Origin of the sequence: Bradyrhizobium sp. SZCCHNR1098 (assembly GCF_032489375.1) — a bacterium.
Classification (GTDB): Bacteria; Pseudomonadota; Alphaproteobacteria; order Rhizobiales; family Xanthobacteraceae; genus Bradyrhizobium.
Genome location: NZ_JAUEXY010000014.1, coordinates 123,088 through 138,843 on the forward strand (window position 1 = coordinate 123,088; position 15,756 = coordinate 138,843).

Consider the following 15,756-nt stretch of genomic DNA (forward strand, 5'->3'; position numbering starts at 1 on the left):
TCGGGGGGGGGCCTCAGAGCCCCATCGTGAGTCGCGCGCTGGCCTTTTCGAAACGGTCCTTGAGGCCAGCCAGCTTGTCCGTGAAGGTCGCGAGCTCACGAGCGTCGAATTCCTCGAAGATGAAGCCGAAGATCTGCGCTTGCTGAGCTTCCAGCTCGGCGAACTGCTCCGATGTCTTGGCGGTGAGCGACATCCGGACCACGCGCGCATCGTTGGGGGCGGGCTTGCGTTCCATGAAGCCCTTCTTCTCGAGCAGCTTCGACTGCGTCGTGACGAAGGAGGGGTCGACGTGCAGCCGCTTGGCCGCCGCATTCACGGCAACTCCCTCGCCTTGATCCAGTTCGGAGATCGCCATCAGGATCATCCATTGGGGGCCACTGATGCCGATTCTCTTGGCCCAGAAGTACCTCAGCTCCTCCAGATGGACGTTGATCGTGGAGATCTCCCTGGCGAAGCGAAGAATGGCGTCGCGATTCTTCGGCAGATGTTCGGCAGTCTTCGGTTGCGCGTCCGCTTCCACAGGTGCGGCAGACATGTTCTTCAAGGGCGCCATTGCTCAGGAGTTCCGGTACGAAGCTTGACCCTAAAGAAAAAAAATCCGCAACAAAATCACTTATCTAGGAGGACATCCGTCGTCCCCCGTGCGCTGCACAACAAGGTGCCGTTGTGTTGCCCTTAAGACACATTTCGGCTTCATTCAATTACCTGACTGCATAAACTATTTTGCTTACCGAATGAGCGAAGGCATAGTTCCTGGCGACGGTGGGGGGTTACTCGATCGTCCCGTGACAGGTGGTTCGCTTAAGTCCCTCGCGTGATGCGGGTGTGTCCGATGGCGCGAAGCGGCTGAAGCGGTTTTTCGGGAGCGGAGGAAGCGGATCGTCCTGGGGGATCTTGGTCCGGTTCTTTCTCAAAAGAGCAACTTGGAGGTTTAAATGAAGACGGTTAAGAGCCTTGTCCTCGGCTCGGCGGCAGCTCTGCTCGCCATGTCCGCGGCTCAGGCGGCCGACCTTCCGATCAAGGCCAAAGCGGTCGAGTATGTGAAGGTTTGCTCCCTGTATGGTGCGGGCTTCTACTACATCCCCGGCACCGACACCTGTATCAAGCTGGGTGGCTATCTGCGCGCTGAAACCGCGTTTGCCACCAACAGCGACTTCAACGGCGCGTTCAGCGGTTCTGGCGGCGCCCGCAACCGCCTCAGCAACAACTACACCTCTCGCGCTCGTCAGGATCTGAACATCGACACGCGCACCGCGACCGAGTACGGCGTGGTTCGCACCTTCGCTGACCTGACGTTCTCCTGGACCTCCGGCGGCTTCGCTGGCTCCGCTCCGTCCGCCTACGGCGCTGCGGACAACGGCATCGCAGGCGGCTCGCTCGGCGTGTACTACGCCTTCATCCAGTTCGCCGGCTTCACCATGGGTAAGGCCGTCTCGCAGTTCGATACGCCCTGGACCAACTATCCGGGCAACAACTTCGACGGTCTCGCCGGCGGCGGCGGCACGGTCACTGGTGTCAATCAGTTCAGCTACACCGCTGACTTCGGCTCGGGCATCACGGCGTCGATCTCGGCTCAGGATGCGACGGCCTACTATCAGAACAACCTCTGGAACACGACCGGCAACACGGTCGCGAACTTCGTGACTGGCGTCTACGGCTCCCAGGGCTACGGCGGCAACGTTGCCCCGGACATCGTCGGCGCGGTCCGTGTCGATCAGGCTTGGGGTCTGTTCCAGGCGTCGTTCGCGGCGCATGACAACCACACGGCCTACTACGGCACTACCGAAGTCACCGGTCACCCGGCTGACAAGTGGGGCTGGGCGGCTCAGCTGGCCTTGTCGATCAAGAACATCCCGACTGGCCCCGGCGACACCATCAACATCCAGGGCGTCTACACCAACGGTGCGAGCCGCTACAACTTCCAGAGCCTGCTGCCGACCACCTACGCGATGTATGGCGGCACGGGTAATCCGCTTGCCTATCAGAGCCTCGCGGTGGCTGGCATCGCTGACTCTGTTTACGCGACCGGCGGTGAGCAGCAGCTGACCACGACCTACGGCTTCCGTGGTGGCTACACTCACAACTGGAATCCGGCCTGGAACACTGCGATCTACGGGTCTTGGGCTGCTGTTCGCTACAACGACACGGCCAAGGGTCTGATCTGCAGCGGCGCTGTGCTGGCTGCGTTCGGCGCTGGTTCGACCTGCAATCCGAACTTTGATCTGGCCACCGTCGGCCTGATCACGCGCTGGACCCCGGTCAAGAACCTGACCTTCTCGGCTGACTTCGCCTACACTTGGCTCGACCAGAAGAGCTCCGGCACCATCGCTTCGCCGGGTAACGCTGCTGCTGCCAAGCCGGCGGCCGTTTATGAACTCAAGGATCAGCAGTCGGCTGTGCTGCTGCTCCGCGCTCAGCGCAACTTCTGATATCGATCGTCTGACGACGGTTTGACGACCCCCCCGGCAGGCAACTGCCGGGGGTTTTTCTTTGCCTTGCGCGTACATGCTCGAGTGCCAGCCTTCGCATCCGTTGCTCCCTCGCATCGTCCCTACCATTTCGGTGAAGGCGCCACCTGACCAACTTACTTGCCTCGGGGGACGAGCAGGCCAATCCGCCGCATGATTTGCGTTGGTGTTCGCGACCGTCCCGTGGCCATTCCGCTCAACGATCCGTGAGGTCCCTTGTGTCGATCGTTCGACGATCGCACGCGTTCGCCATTGTCGTTGGTCTCACGTGAGGGAGGAGTCGGCGCCGGGTCGCCGCATTTGCACTTCGTCAGTGCAACTCGGCCCGTTTTGACCCATCGGTTCTGCTGCATTGCTGCCACGACCGTGGCACGCATCCAGCGGCGAAGAATGCTCCGGCACATATCTCTTGCAGCTCGGATGCCACCGGACCGCGCCGCGGCAGCGCCACATGCGTGGTCCGGCCGGTCACGAGAATGGTCCGATAAAATACCAACTTCGCCTCGCGATCGTTCCGACTGCCACGCTATCCGCGAGCACTGTGGTGCTGCTGGAGACGGACTGACCGTGGGGACGGTCGTCCGCTGTCGAGCCGGGCCGGCTGAACTGAGCAATTTTGGAGGTTAGTATGAAGACTGTGAGGAGCCTTGTGATGGGCTCAGCGGTGGCTTTGCTCGCCGTGAGTGGGGCTCAGGCAGCCGACCTTCCGATCAAGGCGAAAGCGATCGAATATGTGAGGGTTTGCTCGATGTACGGCGCGGGGTTCTTCTACATTCCCGGGACCGACACCTGCATCAAGCTCGGCGGCTTTCTGCGCGCAGAGGCGGGCTTCGGGACGAACACGATCTTCCAGAACGCCGTGAACGGCGCTGCCGGCGCTCGCAATCGTCTCAGCAATTATTACACGACGCGCTCGCGTGCCGACCTCAATATCGACACCCGCACTGCAACGGAGTATGGCGTCGTCCGCACCTTCTTCGACGGCGTATTCCAATGGACCGGCGGCACCACGACCGGCTCGAACCCGTCGACCTATACGGGTGACGCGATCGCGGGCGGTACGCTCGGCGTCTTCTACGCGTTCATCCAGTTCGCCGGCTTCACCATGGGTAAGGCCGTGTCGCAGTTCGATGCGCCGTGGGCGAACTATCCCGGCAACAATTTCGACGGTCTGACCGGCGGCGGTGGCACCATCACTGGCGTCAACCAGTTCACCTACACCGCCGATTTCGGCTCCGGCATCACGGCGGCCATCTCGCTGCAGGACGCGACGCAGTACTCGCAATCGCAAATCTGGAACACGGCCGGACAGACCGCGGCCGGCGTGATCACCGGTGCCTATGGCGCGTCGGACTTCGGCGGCAATGTCGCACCCGACATCGTCGGTATGGTGCGCGTCGACCAGGCCTGGGGCCTGTTCCAGGCCTCCTTCGCGGCGCACGACAATCATGCCGCCTTCTTCGGGGCCAACGAGACCACCGGGCATCCCGCCGACAAATGGGGCTATGCCGGTCAGCTCGCCCTGTCGATCAAGAACATTCCGACCGGCCCGGGCGACACCTTGAACGTGCAGGGCGTCTACACCAACGGCGCCAGCCGCTACAACTTCCAGAGCCTCGCGCCGATCAACTACGCGATGTATGGCGGCACCAATGTGCCCGGTGCCTTCCAGAGCCTCGGCTTCGCCGGCGTGTCCGATTCGGTGTTCGGGGCGAACACCCAGCAGCAGCTGACGACGACCTACGGCTTCCGCGGCGCCTTCACCCACAACTGGGATCCGGCTTGGAACACCGCGGTGTACGGCTCATGGAGCGCCGTGCGCTACAATGCGACAGCGAAGGGCCTGATCTGCAACGGCGCCGGCATGGTTGCCCTCGGCATCGTCGGTGCGAACTGCAACCCGGACTTCAACATCTCGACTCTGGGTGTGATCACGCGCTGGACGCCGGTCAAGAATCTGACGTTCTCTGCGGACGTCGCCTGGACCCGGCTGGATCAGAAGTTCGCGGGCGTCGCCAATGCGCCGGCGGCTGCGGCGGTTGCCAAACCCGCCACGACCTATCAGCTGAAGGACCAGGACTCGGTCTCGCTGCTGCTGCGCGCTCAGCGCAACTGGTAAGTACAGGCGAATGGCGAATAGGGAGTAGCGAATAGCAGTTGACGACGGAGCGGAGCCCAGGCTTCGCTACTCGCTACTCGCTACTCGCTACTCGCTACTCGCTACTCGCTACTCGCTACTCGCTACTCGCTACTCGCTACTCCACCACAGCGCCGCGGCGCAGATCGGCCTCGATCTGCAGCCGCGAGCCGCCGCCGAAGCGGGCGCGATAGACCTGCAGGTTCTCCATCACCCGCTGCACGTAGTTGCGGGTCTCCGAGAAGGGGATCAGTTCGACCCAGTCGACGGCATCGACCTTGGGATCGCGCGGATCGCCATAGCGCTCGACCCATTTTCTGACGCTGCCGCGGCCGGCATTGTAGGCCGCGAAGGTCATGATGTACGAGCCGCGATAGTCCTCGAGCAGGCCGCCGAGCTCGGCGGCGCCGAGCTGCGCGTTGTAGACCGGGTCGGTCTTCATCCGGTTCAGATCGAAGCTGACGCCCGCGCGCTTGCAGACGTAGCGACCCGCATCCGGCGTGACCTGCATCAGCCCATAGGCCTGTGCCGGCGAGACCACGGCCTGGTTGAAGGCGCTCTCCTGGCGCGCGATCGAGAAGACCACGCTCGGCTCGACCTCCGGTCCCAGCGAGCGGAACGCAGGAATGCCCGTGACCGGATAGGCGTAATGGTCGAACGGCAGCCCGCGATTGAGTGCGGCCTTGCCGACCAGCAGCATCGCTCGCGCATCGCTGTTTCGCGCGGCGATTTCCGCGAGTCCGACCAGCACGTCGGGGTCGCCATTGTCGCCCATGTCAGCGAAGATCGGGATCGCGACCTCGCCCTCGTCGAGCTCGTAGAGCAGCTGCACCGCGCGCACCACCTCGAGCCGCTCGACGCCGCGTCCGCGTCCGCTCGGCGCCGCATTGAGGCCGAGCTGCGGCAGGCCGAGCTTCGCGCGCGCCAGCTGTCCGTAATAGCTCGTGGACTGCTCGGCGGCCGACGTATAGGCCGCGCGCGCCTCCTGCATGCGCCCCATCGCTTCTGCCGCGCGGCCCTGCCAATAGCCGGCCCGCGCCAGGGTGGTCGGATTGACGCTGCCGACGCCGATGCGCGCAAAGTGCTGGGCCGCGGTGGCCGGATCGTTGAGGAAACGCAGTGCGATCCAGCCGGCAGTGAATTCCTGCTCGGTCTTGTAGATGTCGCGGTTCGGCAGCGCCGCATCCCGCGCGATCAGATAGGCGCTGCGATATTCGCCGGTGTCGATCATCTTTCGCGCCAGCAGGCGGCGTTCGATCCACCATTCGTCCAGATTGTGCAGGCGGCCGGGATCCTTGGGCGCGTTCAGCATCAGCTGCGCCGCCTCGGCGAATTTTTCGTCGCGCCGCAGCAGTTGGATGCGGCTGAAGATATAGCCTGCATCGCCGTGGAGTTCGCGCGGCACGGCTTCGAGCAGGCTCTGGCTATTGGAGGCTTTGCGGTAGGTCGCGATTCGTGCTTTTGCCAGCGCCACGTGGCCCGAGCCAAGCCGCCGGGCAGCGCGCATGGCGGCCTCGTGCTCGCTGCCATACAGCAGCGTGTCCATCCGCGCCTTGTGATCGCCGCCGGACAACAGGGCACCGTACTGGTCCAGGATGTTGTTCTCGGTCTCCTCGGACATCGCGTCGTTGCGCCAGGCATCGCGCACCAGGCGCTCGGCATTGGCGCGGTCGCCGCGATTGAGCATCACCCGGGCCAGCGCGAACTTGCCCTTGGCCGACAGCGGCGATTCGTTCTCGAACCAGGACCGCACCACGGCATCGTCGCGCTTGTCGTCCCACAACGCGGCCTCGAGCCGGCGCCGCAGGAAGGTCTGCGACGGCCAGGACGGGTTGGCGGCGATGAACGCGCGGTAGCGCTCCACGCTGGCATTGTTGTTGTCGCTGCGCAGGATCACCCACTCCGCGAGCTTGCGCGCCACGGGATCCGAGATCGCCTGCACGACCTCGGTGGCATCGCTGGGCTTGCGCTTGCGGACGAGCTCGATCACGTTTTCGAGCGCCTCCTTGTCGGATTGCGAGGTCGAGGACGTCGCGGCGATCGCAGCCGGCACCACAGGCTTGCGGGAGACGGGCAGGGCGGCATGCTGGCGGGCCGGCAGGCTCGCAGCCGCCGCGCCGGGGGTGATGTCCCTCGGCGCCGCGCGCGGCGTCTCGCCGGCGCCTTTGGGGCTGCTCTTGACCTCGGCCTTCGCTTCGGCCCGCGCGTCGACCTCGCTCTTGGTCCCGGCGGCCTCGTGGGTATTCGTCTTCGGAACCGCGCTGCGCGCGATCGGACGCGCCTTCGGCACCGGAACCTTGGCCGCGGGAGCCTTGGATCCCGAAACCTTGGACCCAGCAGCCTGGTCCTTGGCGAGAGCGCTATGTCCGGCGAGAGCCCATCCGAGTGTCAGGCCGGCGGCCAAGGACACCGAGAGTGACACCGACAGGGCGGTCGATCGCAATGCAGTGGCGCGGGCAGAAAAGGGCACGGCGTTCCTTTTGCGGCGGATGACTTCGATCCCCTGACCAACATGGGTCTATCGAAAAGGTGAACAAATCCTAAATATACCGGGAAGGACTGCAACCTGCGCCAACACCGCGGCGAAATCACGACCGAAGGGCGGCGTGCGGGCCGTGGGGCTTCAGCGAAGGGTGATCGCGGGCCTCGGCAATGCGATTCGAGCGATCCGTGTGCCCGTTGAGAAGGCAGCCCAACCGCGGGCGGGCCTTCCGCCTCGTCGGCAGACCCGGTATGAAGTGGCTCGTACAGGGGCCAAACGGCGTTTGGGAGGGAGTTTCATGGCAGCCAAGACGAATTTCCGGGGTTCTTTCACCGCCTTGGTCACTCCTTTCAAGAACGGGTCCGTGGACGAGGCCGCTTTTCGCAGCCTGGTGAACTGGCAGATCGACGAGGGCACCAACGGCCTCGTGCCGGTCGGCACGACCGGCGAGAGCCCGACGCTCAGCCATGACGAGCATAAGCAGGTGGTCGAGTGGTGCATCGCCGAGGCCCGGGGACGCGTGCCCGTCGTCGCCGGCGCCGGCTCCAATTCGACCAAGGAGGCGGTCGAGCTCGCCCAGCACGCCGAGAAGGCTGGGGCTGACGCAGTGCTGGTGGTGACGCCCTATTACAACAAGCCGACGCAGGAAGGCCTGTATCAGCACTTCAAGGCGATCAACGATGCGATCGGCATTCCGATCATCATCTACAATATTCCTCCGCGCTCGGTGATCGACATGTCCGTCGACACCATGAAGCGCCTGTTCGAGCTGAAGAACATCGCCGGCGTGAAGGATGCCACCGCGAGCATGGTACGGGTGTCGCAGCAGCGCGCCGCGATGGGCGAGGAGTTCAACCAGCTCTCGGGCGAGGATGCAACGATCATCGGCTACATGGCGCATGGCGGCCATGGCTGCATCTCCGTCACGTCGAATGTCGCGCCGCGGCTGTGCTCGGAATTCCACAAGGCCTGGCAGAAGGGCGATGTCGCAACGGCGCTGAAGATCCACGACAAGCTGATGCCGCTGCACACCAATTTGTTCATCGAGTCCAACCCGGCGCCGGTGAAATACGCGCTGTCGCTGCTCGGCAAGATCGAGGAGAAGCTGCGGTTGCCGATGGTGCCGGTGTCGGAGCCGACCCGGGTCGCGGTGCGCGAGGCGATGGTTCATGCCGGACTGATCAACTAGGTTCCGAGGGAGCTCGGGATCGGCGAAGGTCGCGAGGATTTCTCGCAAGTCTGAGGGGGACGCGAGCATGTTGAAGGAATTCCGTGAATTCGCGATGAAGGGCAACGTCGTCGACCTCGCCGTCGGCGTCATCATCGGCGCGGCCTTCGGCGCCATCGTCACCTCGCTCGTCGCCGATGTCATCATGCCGATCATCGGCGCCATCACCGGCGGCCTCGATTTCTCGAACTACTTCATCCCGCTGTCCAAGACGGTCAATGCGGGCAACCTTGCGGACGCGAAGAAGCAGGGTGCCGTGCTGGCCTATGGACAGTTCCTGACCTTGACCCTGAACTTCTTCATCATCGCTTTCGTGCTGTTCATGATCATCCGTGTGATAAACAGGTTGAAGCGGAACGAAGCGGCAGCCCCCGCGGCGCCGGCGAAGCCCTCGGCCGAGGTCGAGCTGTTGACCGAGATCCGTGATCTCCTGAAAAAGTCCTGATGGCTGAAAAGAACGAACCCAAGATCACGGTCGCCGCCGAGAATCGCAAGGCGCGGTTCAACTACGCGATCGAGGACACCATCGAGGCCGGCATCGCGCTGACCGGCACCGAGGTGAAGTCGGTCCGCGGCGGCAAGTCGACGATCGCGGAATCCTATGCGGATTCGCGTAACGGCGAGATCTGGCTGATCAACGCCAACATTCCCGAATATCTGCAGGCCAACCGCTTCAATCACGAGCCGAAGCGGCCGCGCAAGCTGCTGCTGCATCGCAAGCAGATCAACAAGCTGATGGGTGCGGTCGAGCGCGAAGGCATGACGCTGATCCCGCTGAAGCTCTATTTCAACGAGCGCGGCCGCGCCAAGCTGCTGCTCGCCGTCGCCAAGGGCAAGAAGCTGCACGACAAGCGCGAGAGCGAGAAGAAGCGCGATTGGGGCCGCGAGAAGGGGCGCCTGCTGCGGGCGCGCGGCTAACGAGACCTTTGCCGTGCGCTCCTCGGCGGCACGCCCGAGCCTTGGGAAAGCATCCGATGAATCAGAAGAACCTCTTGGATGTCGACTGGAGCCGGATTCCGGCTCCGACCGACGACGGCGCAGCCGATCATCTGGTCGGAATGATCATTCCCGCGATCGGGCTGCGTGCCACCGACGACACGCTGGTCACGCTGTCGGATCTGCCGGGACGGACCGTGGTGTTTGCCTATCCGCGGACCGGCGAGCCTGGCAAGGTGTCACTGGTCGAGGACTGGGACATGATCCCGGGCGCGCGCGGCTGCACGCCGCAGACCTGCAGCTTCCGCGACCTGTTCGGCGAGTTGAAATCAGCGGGCGCCATGCATGTGTTCGGTCTGTCGACGCAGAGCAATGCCTATCAGACCGAGATGGCCTCGCGCCTGCACCTGCCGTTTCCGGTGCTGTCGGACGAGAAGCTCGAGCTGACCAATGCACTGCGGTTGCCGACGATGGAGATCGTGGGGCTGACCATGATCAAGCGGCTTGCCATGATCGTGGACGCCGCGCGCATCACCCACGTGTTCTACCCGGTGTTTCCGCCGGACAGGAACGCGGGCGACGTGCTGGCGTGGCTGAAGGACAACCGCGCATCTGGCGCGTGAGGGTGGGGCGTGCCGAACTAATCCAGCTCCGCCTTTACGCGCGCGAACACGGCGTGGAACATCTCGGTCGTGAGCACGCCGGTATTCGTGTTGTAGCGTGAGCAGTGATAGCTGTCGTACAGCCTGATCCTGCCGGCCTGGTGCACGGCGCCATGGGCGAACGGCGCCGCGACCGCGCGCAAGCCCAGCAGCTTCAGCAGCGTGTCGTGGGAGATGCGGCCGAGCGCGACGATGCTGCGCAGCCGCGGCATCGCGGCGATGGTGGCGCCGAGGAAGCTCCGGCACTGGTTGATCTCGGCCGGCAGCGGCTTGTTCTGTGGCGGCACGCAGCGGACCGCGTTGCTGATTCGACAGTCCACCAGCGTCAGCCCGTCGTCGGGGCGAGCTTCGAACCGGCCTTTCGCAAATCCGTAGTGCAGCAGCGTCCCATAGAGCAGCTCGCCGGCGTAGTCGCCCGTGAAGGGACGCCCGGTCCGGTTGGCGCCTTGCAGCCCCGGCGCGAGCCCGACGATCAGGAGCCGCGCATCGGGATCACCGAACGACGGCACCGGCGCGTTGAACCACGACGGCTCACGCGCGCGCTGCGCCTCGCGGAACTCCACGAGGCGAGGGCACAGCGGACAGTCTCGATCGGGATTGGTCGAGGACGGGGTGGATGGCGCAGACGTGGCGTCCGTCCGCCGCCTAGTCGTCGAAATCGTCATCGGTGGTGGGGGTGGTCGTGGTGGTGCGTGCGGCCGGTGCGGTCGTGCTGCGCTGGAGGAATTGCGGGGAATGGTGGCGCGGCTCGCGCGGGGCGGGGCGCTCCGACGGGTCGCGGCCGAGCTTGGACTGCAACTCCATGAGGTCGGTGAAGACGTCGGCCTGGCGGCGCAGCTCATCGGCGATCATCGGCGGCTGGCTGGAGATGGTCGAGATCACGGTGACGCGAACGCCGCGACGCTGCATCGCTTCGACCAGCGAGCGGAAGTCGCCGTCGCCCGAGAACAGCACCATCTGGTCGATATGCTCGGCGAGTTCCATCGCATCCACGGCGAGCTCGATGTCCATGTTGCCCTTGACCTTGCGGCGGCCGCTGGCGTCGATGAATTCCTTGGTCGCCTTGGTGACGACCGTATAGCCATTGTAGTCGAGCCAGTCGATCAAGGGCCGAATCGACGAATACTCCTGATCCTCGATGATCGCAGTGTAATAGAACGCGCGGAGCAGCGTGCCGCGGCTCTGAAATTCCTTGAGCAGGCGCTTGTAGTCGATGTCGAAGCCGAGCGTCTTGGCCGTGGCGTATAGGTTGGCGCCGTCAATGAAGAGCGCAATCTTGTTGGTCGAAGATGACATTCAGTGTCTCGCGTTCAGTTAGATTCTATTTTTGGCGCGACTCCAGTCGGTCGCGCATTCCATTTCAAGATACTGCCAAGGCGTCGGCGGTCCATCTGGTGTGAGGTTACCGCAAACGGGAGTGATCGGGGCAACAAAGGCGCACTTGTGACGACGTAATGAAGCGTTTTCTTGTCCAACGCCCGAATTCCGCGGGTCTGGACGGAGCGCCAGTCAAGGTTGCCGAATTCGGTACACCTTGCCCCTTACAGAAACCTGACGCCAGTTTAGCCTTGCGAAAACCGGCCAGCCTCTATAACTAGCCCAGCATAATCAGCATATTAAGCACACAAAGGACCGGAGCGACAATGGCGCGCGTCACTGTGGAAGATTGTATCGATAAAGTCGACAACCGGTTCGACCTGGTCCTTCTGGCCGCGCATCGCGCGCGCATGATCTCGTCGGGATCACAACTTACAATCGATAGAGATAATGACAAGAATCCCGTCGTCGCACTCCGCGAAATTGCGGATTCGACCATTTCTCCCGAGGATCTGAAGGAAGAACTGGTTCATTCGCTGCAGAAGTTCGTCGAGGTCGACGAGCCGGAGCCGGACACGGTGCCGCTGATCGGCTCGGCCGGTGCCAGCGTCGATGCCGACGACACCGAGGTCGCCGTCGAGCGCATGACCGAGGAAGAACTGCTGAAGGGCCTCGAGGGCCTCGCTCCGCCGGAAGAGCAGCCCGAAGAGGACGAGTGACGGCCTCGTCGCCGTCAGCGCGCGCTCCAGTTCACTTGTGAGATTGTGAAGGCCCGGACCGCGTCCGGGCCTTTGCATTTGAACGTGATTCCGTGATTACCATAGGGCTGCGGCCAGCGCCTGCCGTCCGGCAGATTTGGTCACGAAGATAAAGGTTTAGTCATTTTCCATGGTGGTTTCGGGCCACATTCCTCAGCAGATGCAGGCGGCGGCCGAATCGGCCGCGTTGGCGCCTCCGCCGCCGGCTGAGCGGCCGCGGCCGCAGAAGCCGCGCTCCCGCATGATGCGGCAGTACGATCTGGTGGAACGGGTCCGCTCCTACAATCCGGATACGAACGAGGATCTCCTCAACCGCGCCTATGTGTACGCCATGAAGGCGCATGGGTCGCAGACCCGCGCGTCCGGCGACCCGTATTTTACGCATCCGCTCGAGGTCGCGGCCATTTTGACCGACCTGAAGCTGGATGACGCGACCATCGTCGCGGCGCTGCTGCACGACACGATCGAGGACACCGAGGCGACCCGCGCCGAGATCGACCGCTTCTTCGGGCCCGAGATCGGCGCTCTGGTCGAGGGACTGACCAAGCTGAAGCGGCTTGAATTGGTCTCGCGCGAGGCCAAGCAGGCCGAGAACCTGCGCAAGCTGCTGCTCGCCATCGCCGACGACGTGCGTGTCCTGCTGGTCAAGCTCGCGGATCGCTTGCACAACATGCGCACGCTGGAGTTCGTGCCCGAGGCGTCGCGCCGGCGCATCGCCGAGGAGACGCTCGACATCTATGCGCCGCTGGCGGGCCGGATGGGCATGCAGGAGATGCGCGAGGAACTCGAGGATCTCTCGTTCCGGACGCTCGACCCGCAGGCCTACTGCGTGGTGATGCAGCGGCTCGATGCGCTGGCGGAGCGCAACCGCAATCTGATCGGCGAAATCGAGAGCCAGCTGGCGCGCAAGTTTCGCGACCATGGCCTGACGGCCCGGGTGTTTGGCCGCCGCAAACGGCCGTTCTCGATCTGGACCAAGATGGAGCGCAAATCGATCGGGTTCGAGCAGCTCTCCGACATCTTCGGCTTCCGCGTGATCATGCCGGATCTCGAATCCTGCTATCGTGCGCTCGGTATCGTGCATACGACCTGGCCGGTCGTGCCGGGCCGTTTCAAGGACTACATCTCGACGCCGAAGCAGAACGACTATCGCTCGATACACACAACCGTGATCGGCCCGGGCAAGCAGCGCGTCGAGCTGCAGATCCGCACCGAGGACATGGATCAGATCGCCGAGCTCGGCATCGCCGCCCATGCCTTCTACAAGGACGACATCGGCTCGCCGACCGAACGGCTCAAACGCGAATCGAACGCATTCGCGTGGCTGCGCCACACCATCGGCATCCTCTCGGAGAGCGCAAATCCGGAGGAGTTCCTCGAGCACACCAAGCTGGAGCTGTTTCACGATCAGGTGTTCTGCTTCACGCCGAAGGGAAAGCTGATCGCGCTGCCGCGCCACGCAAACGTGATCGACTTCGCCTATGCCGTGCATACCGACGTCGGCAACAGCGCGGTCGGCTGCAAGATCAACGGCAAGTTCGCCGCGCTGTCGTCGGAGCTGCAGAACGGCGACGAGGTCGAGGTCCTGACCTCGGACGCGCAGTCGGCGCCGCCCTCGGCCTGGGAGACGCTCGCCGTCACCGGCAAGGCCCGCGCGGCGATCCGGCGCGCCACCCGCACCGCCGTGCGCGATCAATATGCCGGGCTCGGCCGCCGCATCGTCGAGCGTCTGTTCGAGCGCACCAAGCTCGAATATGCCGACGACAAGCTGAAAGGGGCGTTGCCGCGCCTGGCCCGCGCCTCGATCGACGACGTGATGGCGGCGGTCGGACGTGGCGAGATCAAGGCCTCCGACGTCGCGCGTGCGATGTATCCGGACTACAAGGAAGAGCGCGTCGTGCGCTACGGCGCCAAGAAGACGGCCGCCGCGCCGGCAGCCAAGGCTGCTGCGCCTGCGGCCGAGCCCCACCGCGGCCCGTTTGCGATCCCGATCAGCGGGCTCAATTCCGGCCTGCCGGTGAAGTTCGCGCCGAACGGTGGCGCCGTGCCGGGCGACCGCATCGTCGGCATCGTGACGCCGGGCGAGGGGATCACGATCTATCCGATCCAGTCGCCGGCGCTGAAGGATTTCGAGGAGGAGCCGGAGCGCTGGCTCGACGTGCGCTGGGATGTCGACGAGACCTCCCCGCAGCGCTTCCCGGCGCGCATTCGCGTCGAGAACGTCAACGAGCCCGGCAGCCTCGCCCAGGTCGCGACCGTGATCGCCGAGCACGACGGCAACATCGACAACATCAGCATGAGCCGCCGCTCGCCTGATTTCACCGAACTCACGATCGATCTCGAGGTCTATGACCTCAAGCATCTCTCGGCGATCATCAACCAGTTGCGCGCCAAGACCATCGTGGCGCGGGTCGACCGGGTGAATGGCTAATCTGCGGGGATGGCAGCGGCGTTCTGCTCCGGGATGCGCTAAACAAGCCGTAGTCTACTCGAAAGTCCTGCGAGCCGGCCCATGTCCGATCCGTCTAAGTCACATCCTCCGAAGCTGCGCCTCGGCGTCAACGTCGATCACATCGCCACCTTGCGAAATGCCCGCGGCGGCCGTAGCCCCGATCCGGTGCGCGCCGCGCTGCTCGCGATCGAGGCCGGGGCCGACGGCATCACGGCGCATCTGCGCGAGGACCGCCGGCACATCCGCGACGACGACATGGCGCGGCTGAAGGCCGAGATCTCCAAGCCGCTGAATTTCGAGATGGCGGCCACCGAGGAGATGGTGCGGATCGCGCTCGCGACGCGGCCGCACGCCTGCTGTCTGGTGCCGGAGCGGCGCGAGGAGCTGACCACGGAGGGCGGCCTCGACGTGGTCGGCCAGCACAAGGCGCTGGCACCGGCGATCGCCCGGCTGAGCGATGCCGGCATCCGGGTCTCGCTGTTCATCGCCGCCGACCCGGCGCAGATCGAGATGGCGGCCCGGTTGCGCGCGCCCGTGATCGAGATCCACACCGGCGGCTGGTGCGATGCCATCACCGACGGCCATGATGACAAGGCGGCTGCCGAGTGGGAGCGGATCGTGACCGGCGCCCGGCTGGCCTATGCGGCCGGGCTCGAGGTCCATGCCGGACACGGGCTCGACTATGCCACCGCCGAGCGGATCGCGACCCTGCCGGAGATCGTCGAGCTCAACATCGGCTACTTCATGATGGGCGAGGCGCTGTTCGTGGGTTTGCCCCAGTCGGTGCGGACCATGCGCGCGGCGATGGATCGCGGCCGCGCGCGGCTGGGGACATCAGCATGATCATCGGCATCGGCTCCGACCTGATCGACATCCGCCGGGTCGGCGAGGTCATCGGGCGCCATGGCGAGCGCTTCCTGAACCGCATCTTCACCGCGGCCGAGCGCGCCAAGGCCGAGCGGCGGGCCAAGAACGAGAAGATGGTGATCGCCACCTACGCCAAGCGATTCGCCGCCAAGGAGGCCTGCGCCAAGGCGCTCGGCACCGGAATCCGTCACGGGGTGTGGTGGCGTGACATGGGGGTGGTGAATCTGCCCGGGGGCAGGCCGACCATGCAGCTTACGGGTGGCGCGGCCGAACGGCTCAAGGCGCTGACGCCTGAGGGCCACGAGGCCCGCATCGACCTGTCGATCACCGACGACTGGCCGCTGGCGCAAGCCTTCGTCATAATTTCGGCGGTGCGCCGCGAGACATCCTGATGGGCGGCCGCCCCGCAGGAAAAACAAAAATGCGATCGATTCCAGCGAGTTATATAG

14 protein-coding genes are annotated in these 15,756 nt (G+C 64.4%); 10 read left to right on the forward strand and 4 right to left on the reverse strand.

Features of this window, described 5'->3' with window-relative positions; genetic code table 11:
- Positions 1-13 precede the first annotated feature (13 nt).
- On the reverse strand, positions 14-553 hold the full coding sequence (locus QX135_RS26395) for a MarR family winged helix-turn-helix transcriptional regulator (protein WP_316186389.1): 540 nt from the start codon (positions 551-553) through the stop codon (positions 14-16).
- Positions 554-935: 382 nt separating this feature from the next.
- Between QX135_RS26395 and QX135_RS26400 the strand changes: the two genes are divergently transcribed.
- Positions 936-2,429: a porin gene (locus tag QX135_RS26400; RefSeq protein ID WP_316180885.1), complete on the forward strand. Its 1,494-nt coding sequence runs from the start codon at positions 936-938 to the stop codon at positions 2,427-2,429.
- 667 nt (positions 2,430-3,096) lie between these two features.
- A complete protein-coding gene (locus QX135_RS26405; protein ID WP_316180883.1) occupies positions 3,097-4,587 on the forward strand; it encodes a porin in 1,491 nt (496 codons plus the stop codon).
- Positions 4,588-4,723: 136 nt separating this feature from the next.
- Here QX135_RS26405 and QX135_RS26410 read toward each other — a convergent pair whose 3' ends face one another.
- Positions 4,724-7,075: a lytic transglycosylase domain-containing protein gene (locus QX135_RS26410; RefSeq protein WP_316180881.1), complete on the reverse strand. Its 2,352-nt coding sequence runs from the start codon at positions 7,073-7,075 to the stop codon at positions 4,724-4,726.
- A 310-nt stretch (positions 7,076-7,385) separates the two neighbouring features.
- On the opposite strand from QX135_RS26410, the gene dapA reads away from it, so the two are divergent.
- The 4 genes from dapA to QX135_RS26430 all read left to right on the forward strand — a co-directional run bounded on the left by dapA (position 7,386) and on the right by QX135_RS26430 (position 9,874).
- A complete protein-coding gene (gene dapA, locus QX135_RS26415) occupies positions 7,386-8,276 on the forward strand; it encodes a 4-hydroxy-tetrahydrodipicolinate synthase (protein WP_316180879.1) in 891 nt (296 codons plus the stop codon).
- A gap of 67 nt (positions 8,277-8,343) precedes the next feature.
- Positions 8,344-8,760, forward strand: coding sequence for a large conductance mechanosensitive channel protein MscL (gene mscL / locus QX135_RS26420; protein WP_315740262.1), 417 nt, complete (start codon positions 8,344-8,346; stop codon positions 8,758-8,760).
- Positions 8,760-9,233, forward strand: coding sequence for an SsrA-binding protein SmpB (gene smpB / locus QX135_RS26425; protein ID WP_315711387.1), 474 nt, complete (start codon positions 8,760-8,762; stop codon positions 9,231-9,233). The genes mscL and smpB overlap by 1 nt, the downstream gene beginning before the upstream one ends.
- A gap of 56 nt (positions 9,234-9,289) precedes the next feature.
- The gene (locus QX135_RS26430) at positions 9,290-9,874 is read left to right on the forward strand and encodes a peroxiredoxin (protein WP_316180878.1); all 585 of its coding nucleotides are present in this window, start codon (positions 9,290-9,292) and stop codon (positions 9,872-9,874) included.
- Positions 9,875-9,891: 17 nt separating this feature from the next.
- Here QX135_RS26430 and QX135_RS26435 read toward each other — a convergent pair whose 3' ends face one another.
- Together QX135_RS26435 and QX135_RS26440 are read right to left on the reverse strand one after the other, a co-directional pair.
- Complete coding sequence (locus QX135_RS26435; protein ID WP_315758600.1) at positions 9,892-10,578, reverse strand: uracil-DNA glycosylase; 687 nt, start codon at positions 10,576-10,578, stop codon at positions 9,892-9,894.
- The gene (locus QX135_RS26440) at positions 10,559-11,209 is read right to left on the reverse strand and encodes an NYN domain-containing protein (protein ID WP_315740259.1); all 651 of its coding nucleotides are present in this window, start codon (positions 11,207-11,209) and stop codon (positions 10,559-10,561) included. The genes QX135_RS26435 and QX135_RS26440 overlap by 20 nt, the downstream gene beginning before the upstream one ends.
- Positions 11,210-11,556: 347 nt before the next feature.
- Between QX135_RS26440 and rpoZ the strand changes: the two genes are divergently transcribed.
- The 4 genes from rpoZ (at position 11,557) to acpS (ending at position 15,699) form a co-directional block, all read left to right on the forward strand.
- On the forward strand, positions 11,557-11,949 hold the full coding sequence (gene rpoZ, locus QX135_RS26445) for a DNA-directed RNA polymerase subunit omega (RefSeq protein ID WP_006612728.1): 393 nt from the start codon (positions 11,557-11,559) through the stop codon (positions 11,947-11,949).
- A 169-nt stretch (positions 11,950-12,118) separates the two neighbouring features.
- A complete protein-coding gene (locus tag QX135_RS26450) occupies positions 12,119-14,419 on the forward strand; it encodes a bifunctional (p)ppGpp synthetase/guanosine-3',5'-bis(diphosphate) 3'-pyrophosphohydrolase (RefSeq protein ID WP_316180875.1) in 2,301 nt (766 codons plus the stop codon).
- Positions 14,420-14,500: 81 nt separating this feature from the next.
- A complete protein-coding gene (locus QX135_RS26455; RefSeq protein WP_315740257.1) occupies positions 14,501-15,283 on the forward strand; it encodes a pyridoxine 5'-phosphate synthase in 783 nt (260 codons plus the stop codon).
- The gene (gene acpS / locus QX135_RS26460) at positions 15,280-15,699 is read left to right on the forward strand and encodes a holo-ACP synthase (RefSeq protein ID WP_315758597.1); all 420 of its coding nucleotides are present in this window, start codon (positions 15,280-15,282) and stop codon (positions 15,697-15,699) included. Before QX135_RS26455 ends, acpS begins: the two co-directional genes overlap by 4 nt.
- Positions 15,700-15,756 lie beyond the last annotated feature (57 nt).

Excerpts from the sequence above, each read along its gene's own strand:
- QX135_RS26395 (WP_316186389.1), bottom strand. The coding sequence starts at position 553 with ATGGCGCCCTTGAAGAACATGTCTGCCGCACCTGTGGAAGCGGACGCG.
- QX135_RS26400 (WP_316180885.1), top strand. The coding sequence starts at position 936 with ATGAAGACGGTTAAGAGCCTTGTCCTCGGCTCGGCGGCAGCTCTGCTC.
- QX135_RS26405 (WP_316180883.1), top strand. The coding sequence starts at position 3,097 with ATGAAGACTGTGAGGAGCCTTGTGATGGGCTCAGCGGTGGCTTTGCTC.
- dapA (WP_316180879.1), top strand. The coding sequence starts at position 7,386 with ATGGCAGCCAAGACGAATTTCCGGGGTTCTTTCACCGCCTTGGTCACT.
- mscL (WP_315740262.1), top strand. The coding sequence starts at position 8,344 with ATGTTGAAGGAATTCCGTGAATTCGCGATGAAGGGCAACGTCGTCGAC.
- smpB (WP_315711387.1), top strand. The coding sequence starts at position 8,760 with ATGGCTGAAAAGAACGAACCCAAGATCACGGTCGCCGCCGAGAATCGC.
- QX135_RS26430 (WP_316180878.1), top strand. The coding sequence starts at position 9,290 with ATGAATCAGAAGAACCTCTTGGATGTCGACTGGAGCCGGATTCCGGCT.
- QX135_RS26435 (WP_315758600.1), bottom strand. The coding sequence starts at position 10,578 with ATGACGATTTCGACGACTAGGCGGCGGACGGACGCCACGTCTGCGCCA.
- QX135_RS26440 (WP_315740259.1), bottom strand. The coding sequence starts at position 11,209 with ATGTCATCTTCGACCAACAAGATTGCGCTCTTCATTGACGGCGCCAAC.
- rpoZ (WP_006612728.1), top strand. The coding sequence starts at position 11,557 with ATGGCGCGCGTCACTGTGGAAGATTGTATCGATAAAGTCGACAACCGG.
- QX135_RS26450 (WP_316180875.1), top strand. The coding sequence starts at position 12,119 with ATGGTGGTTTCGGGCCACATTCCTCAGCAGATGCAGGCGGCGGCCGAA.
- QX135_RS26455 (WP_315740257.1), top strand. The coding sequence starts at position 14,501 with ATGTCCGATCCGTCTAAGTCACATCCTCCGAAGCTGCGCCTCGGCGTC.
- acpS (WP_315758597.1), top strand. The coding sequence starts at position 15,280 with ATGATCATCGGCATCGGCTCCGACCTGATCGACATCCGCCGGGTCGGC.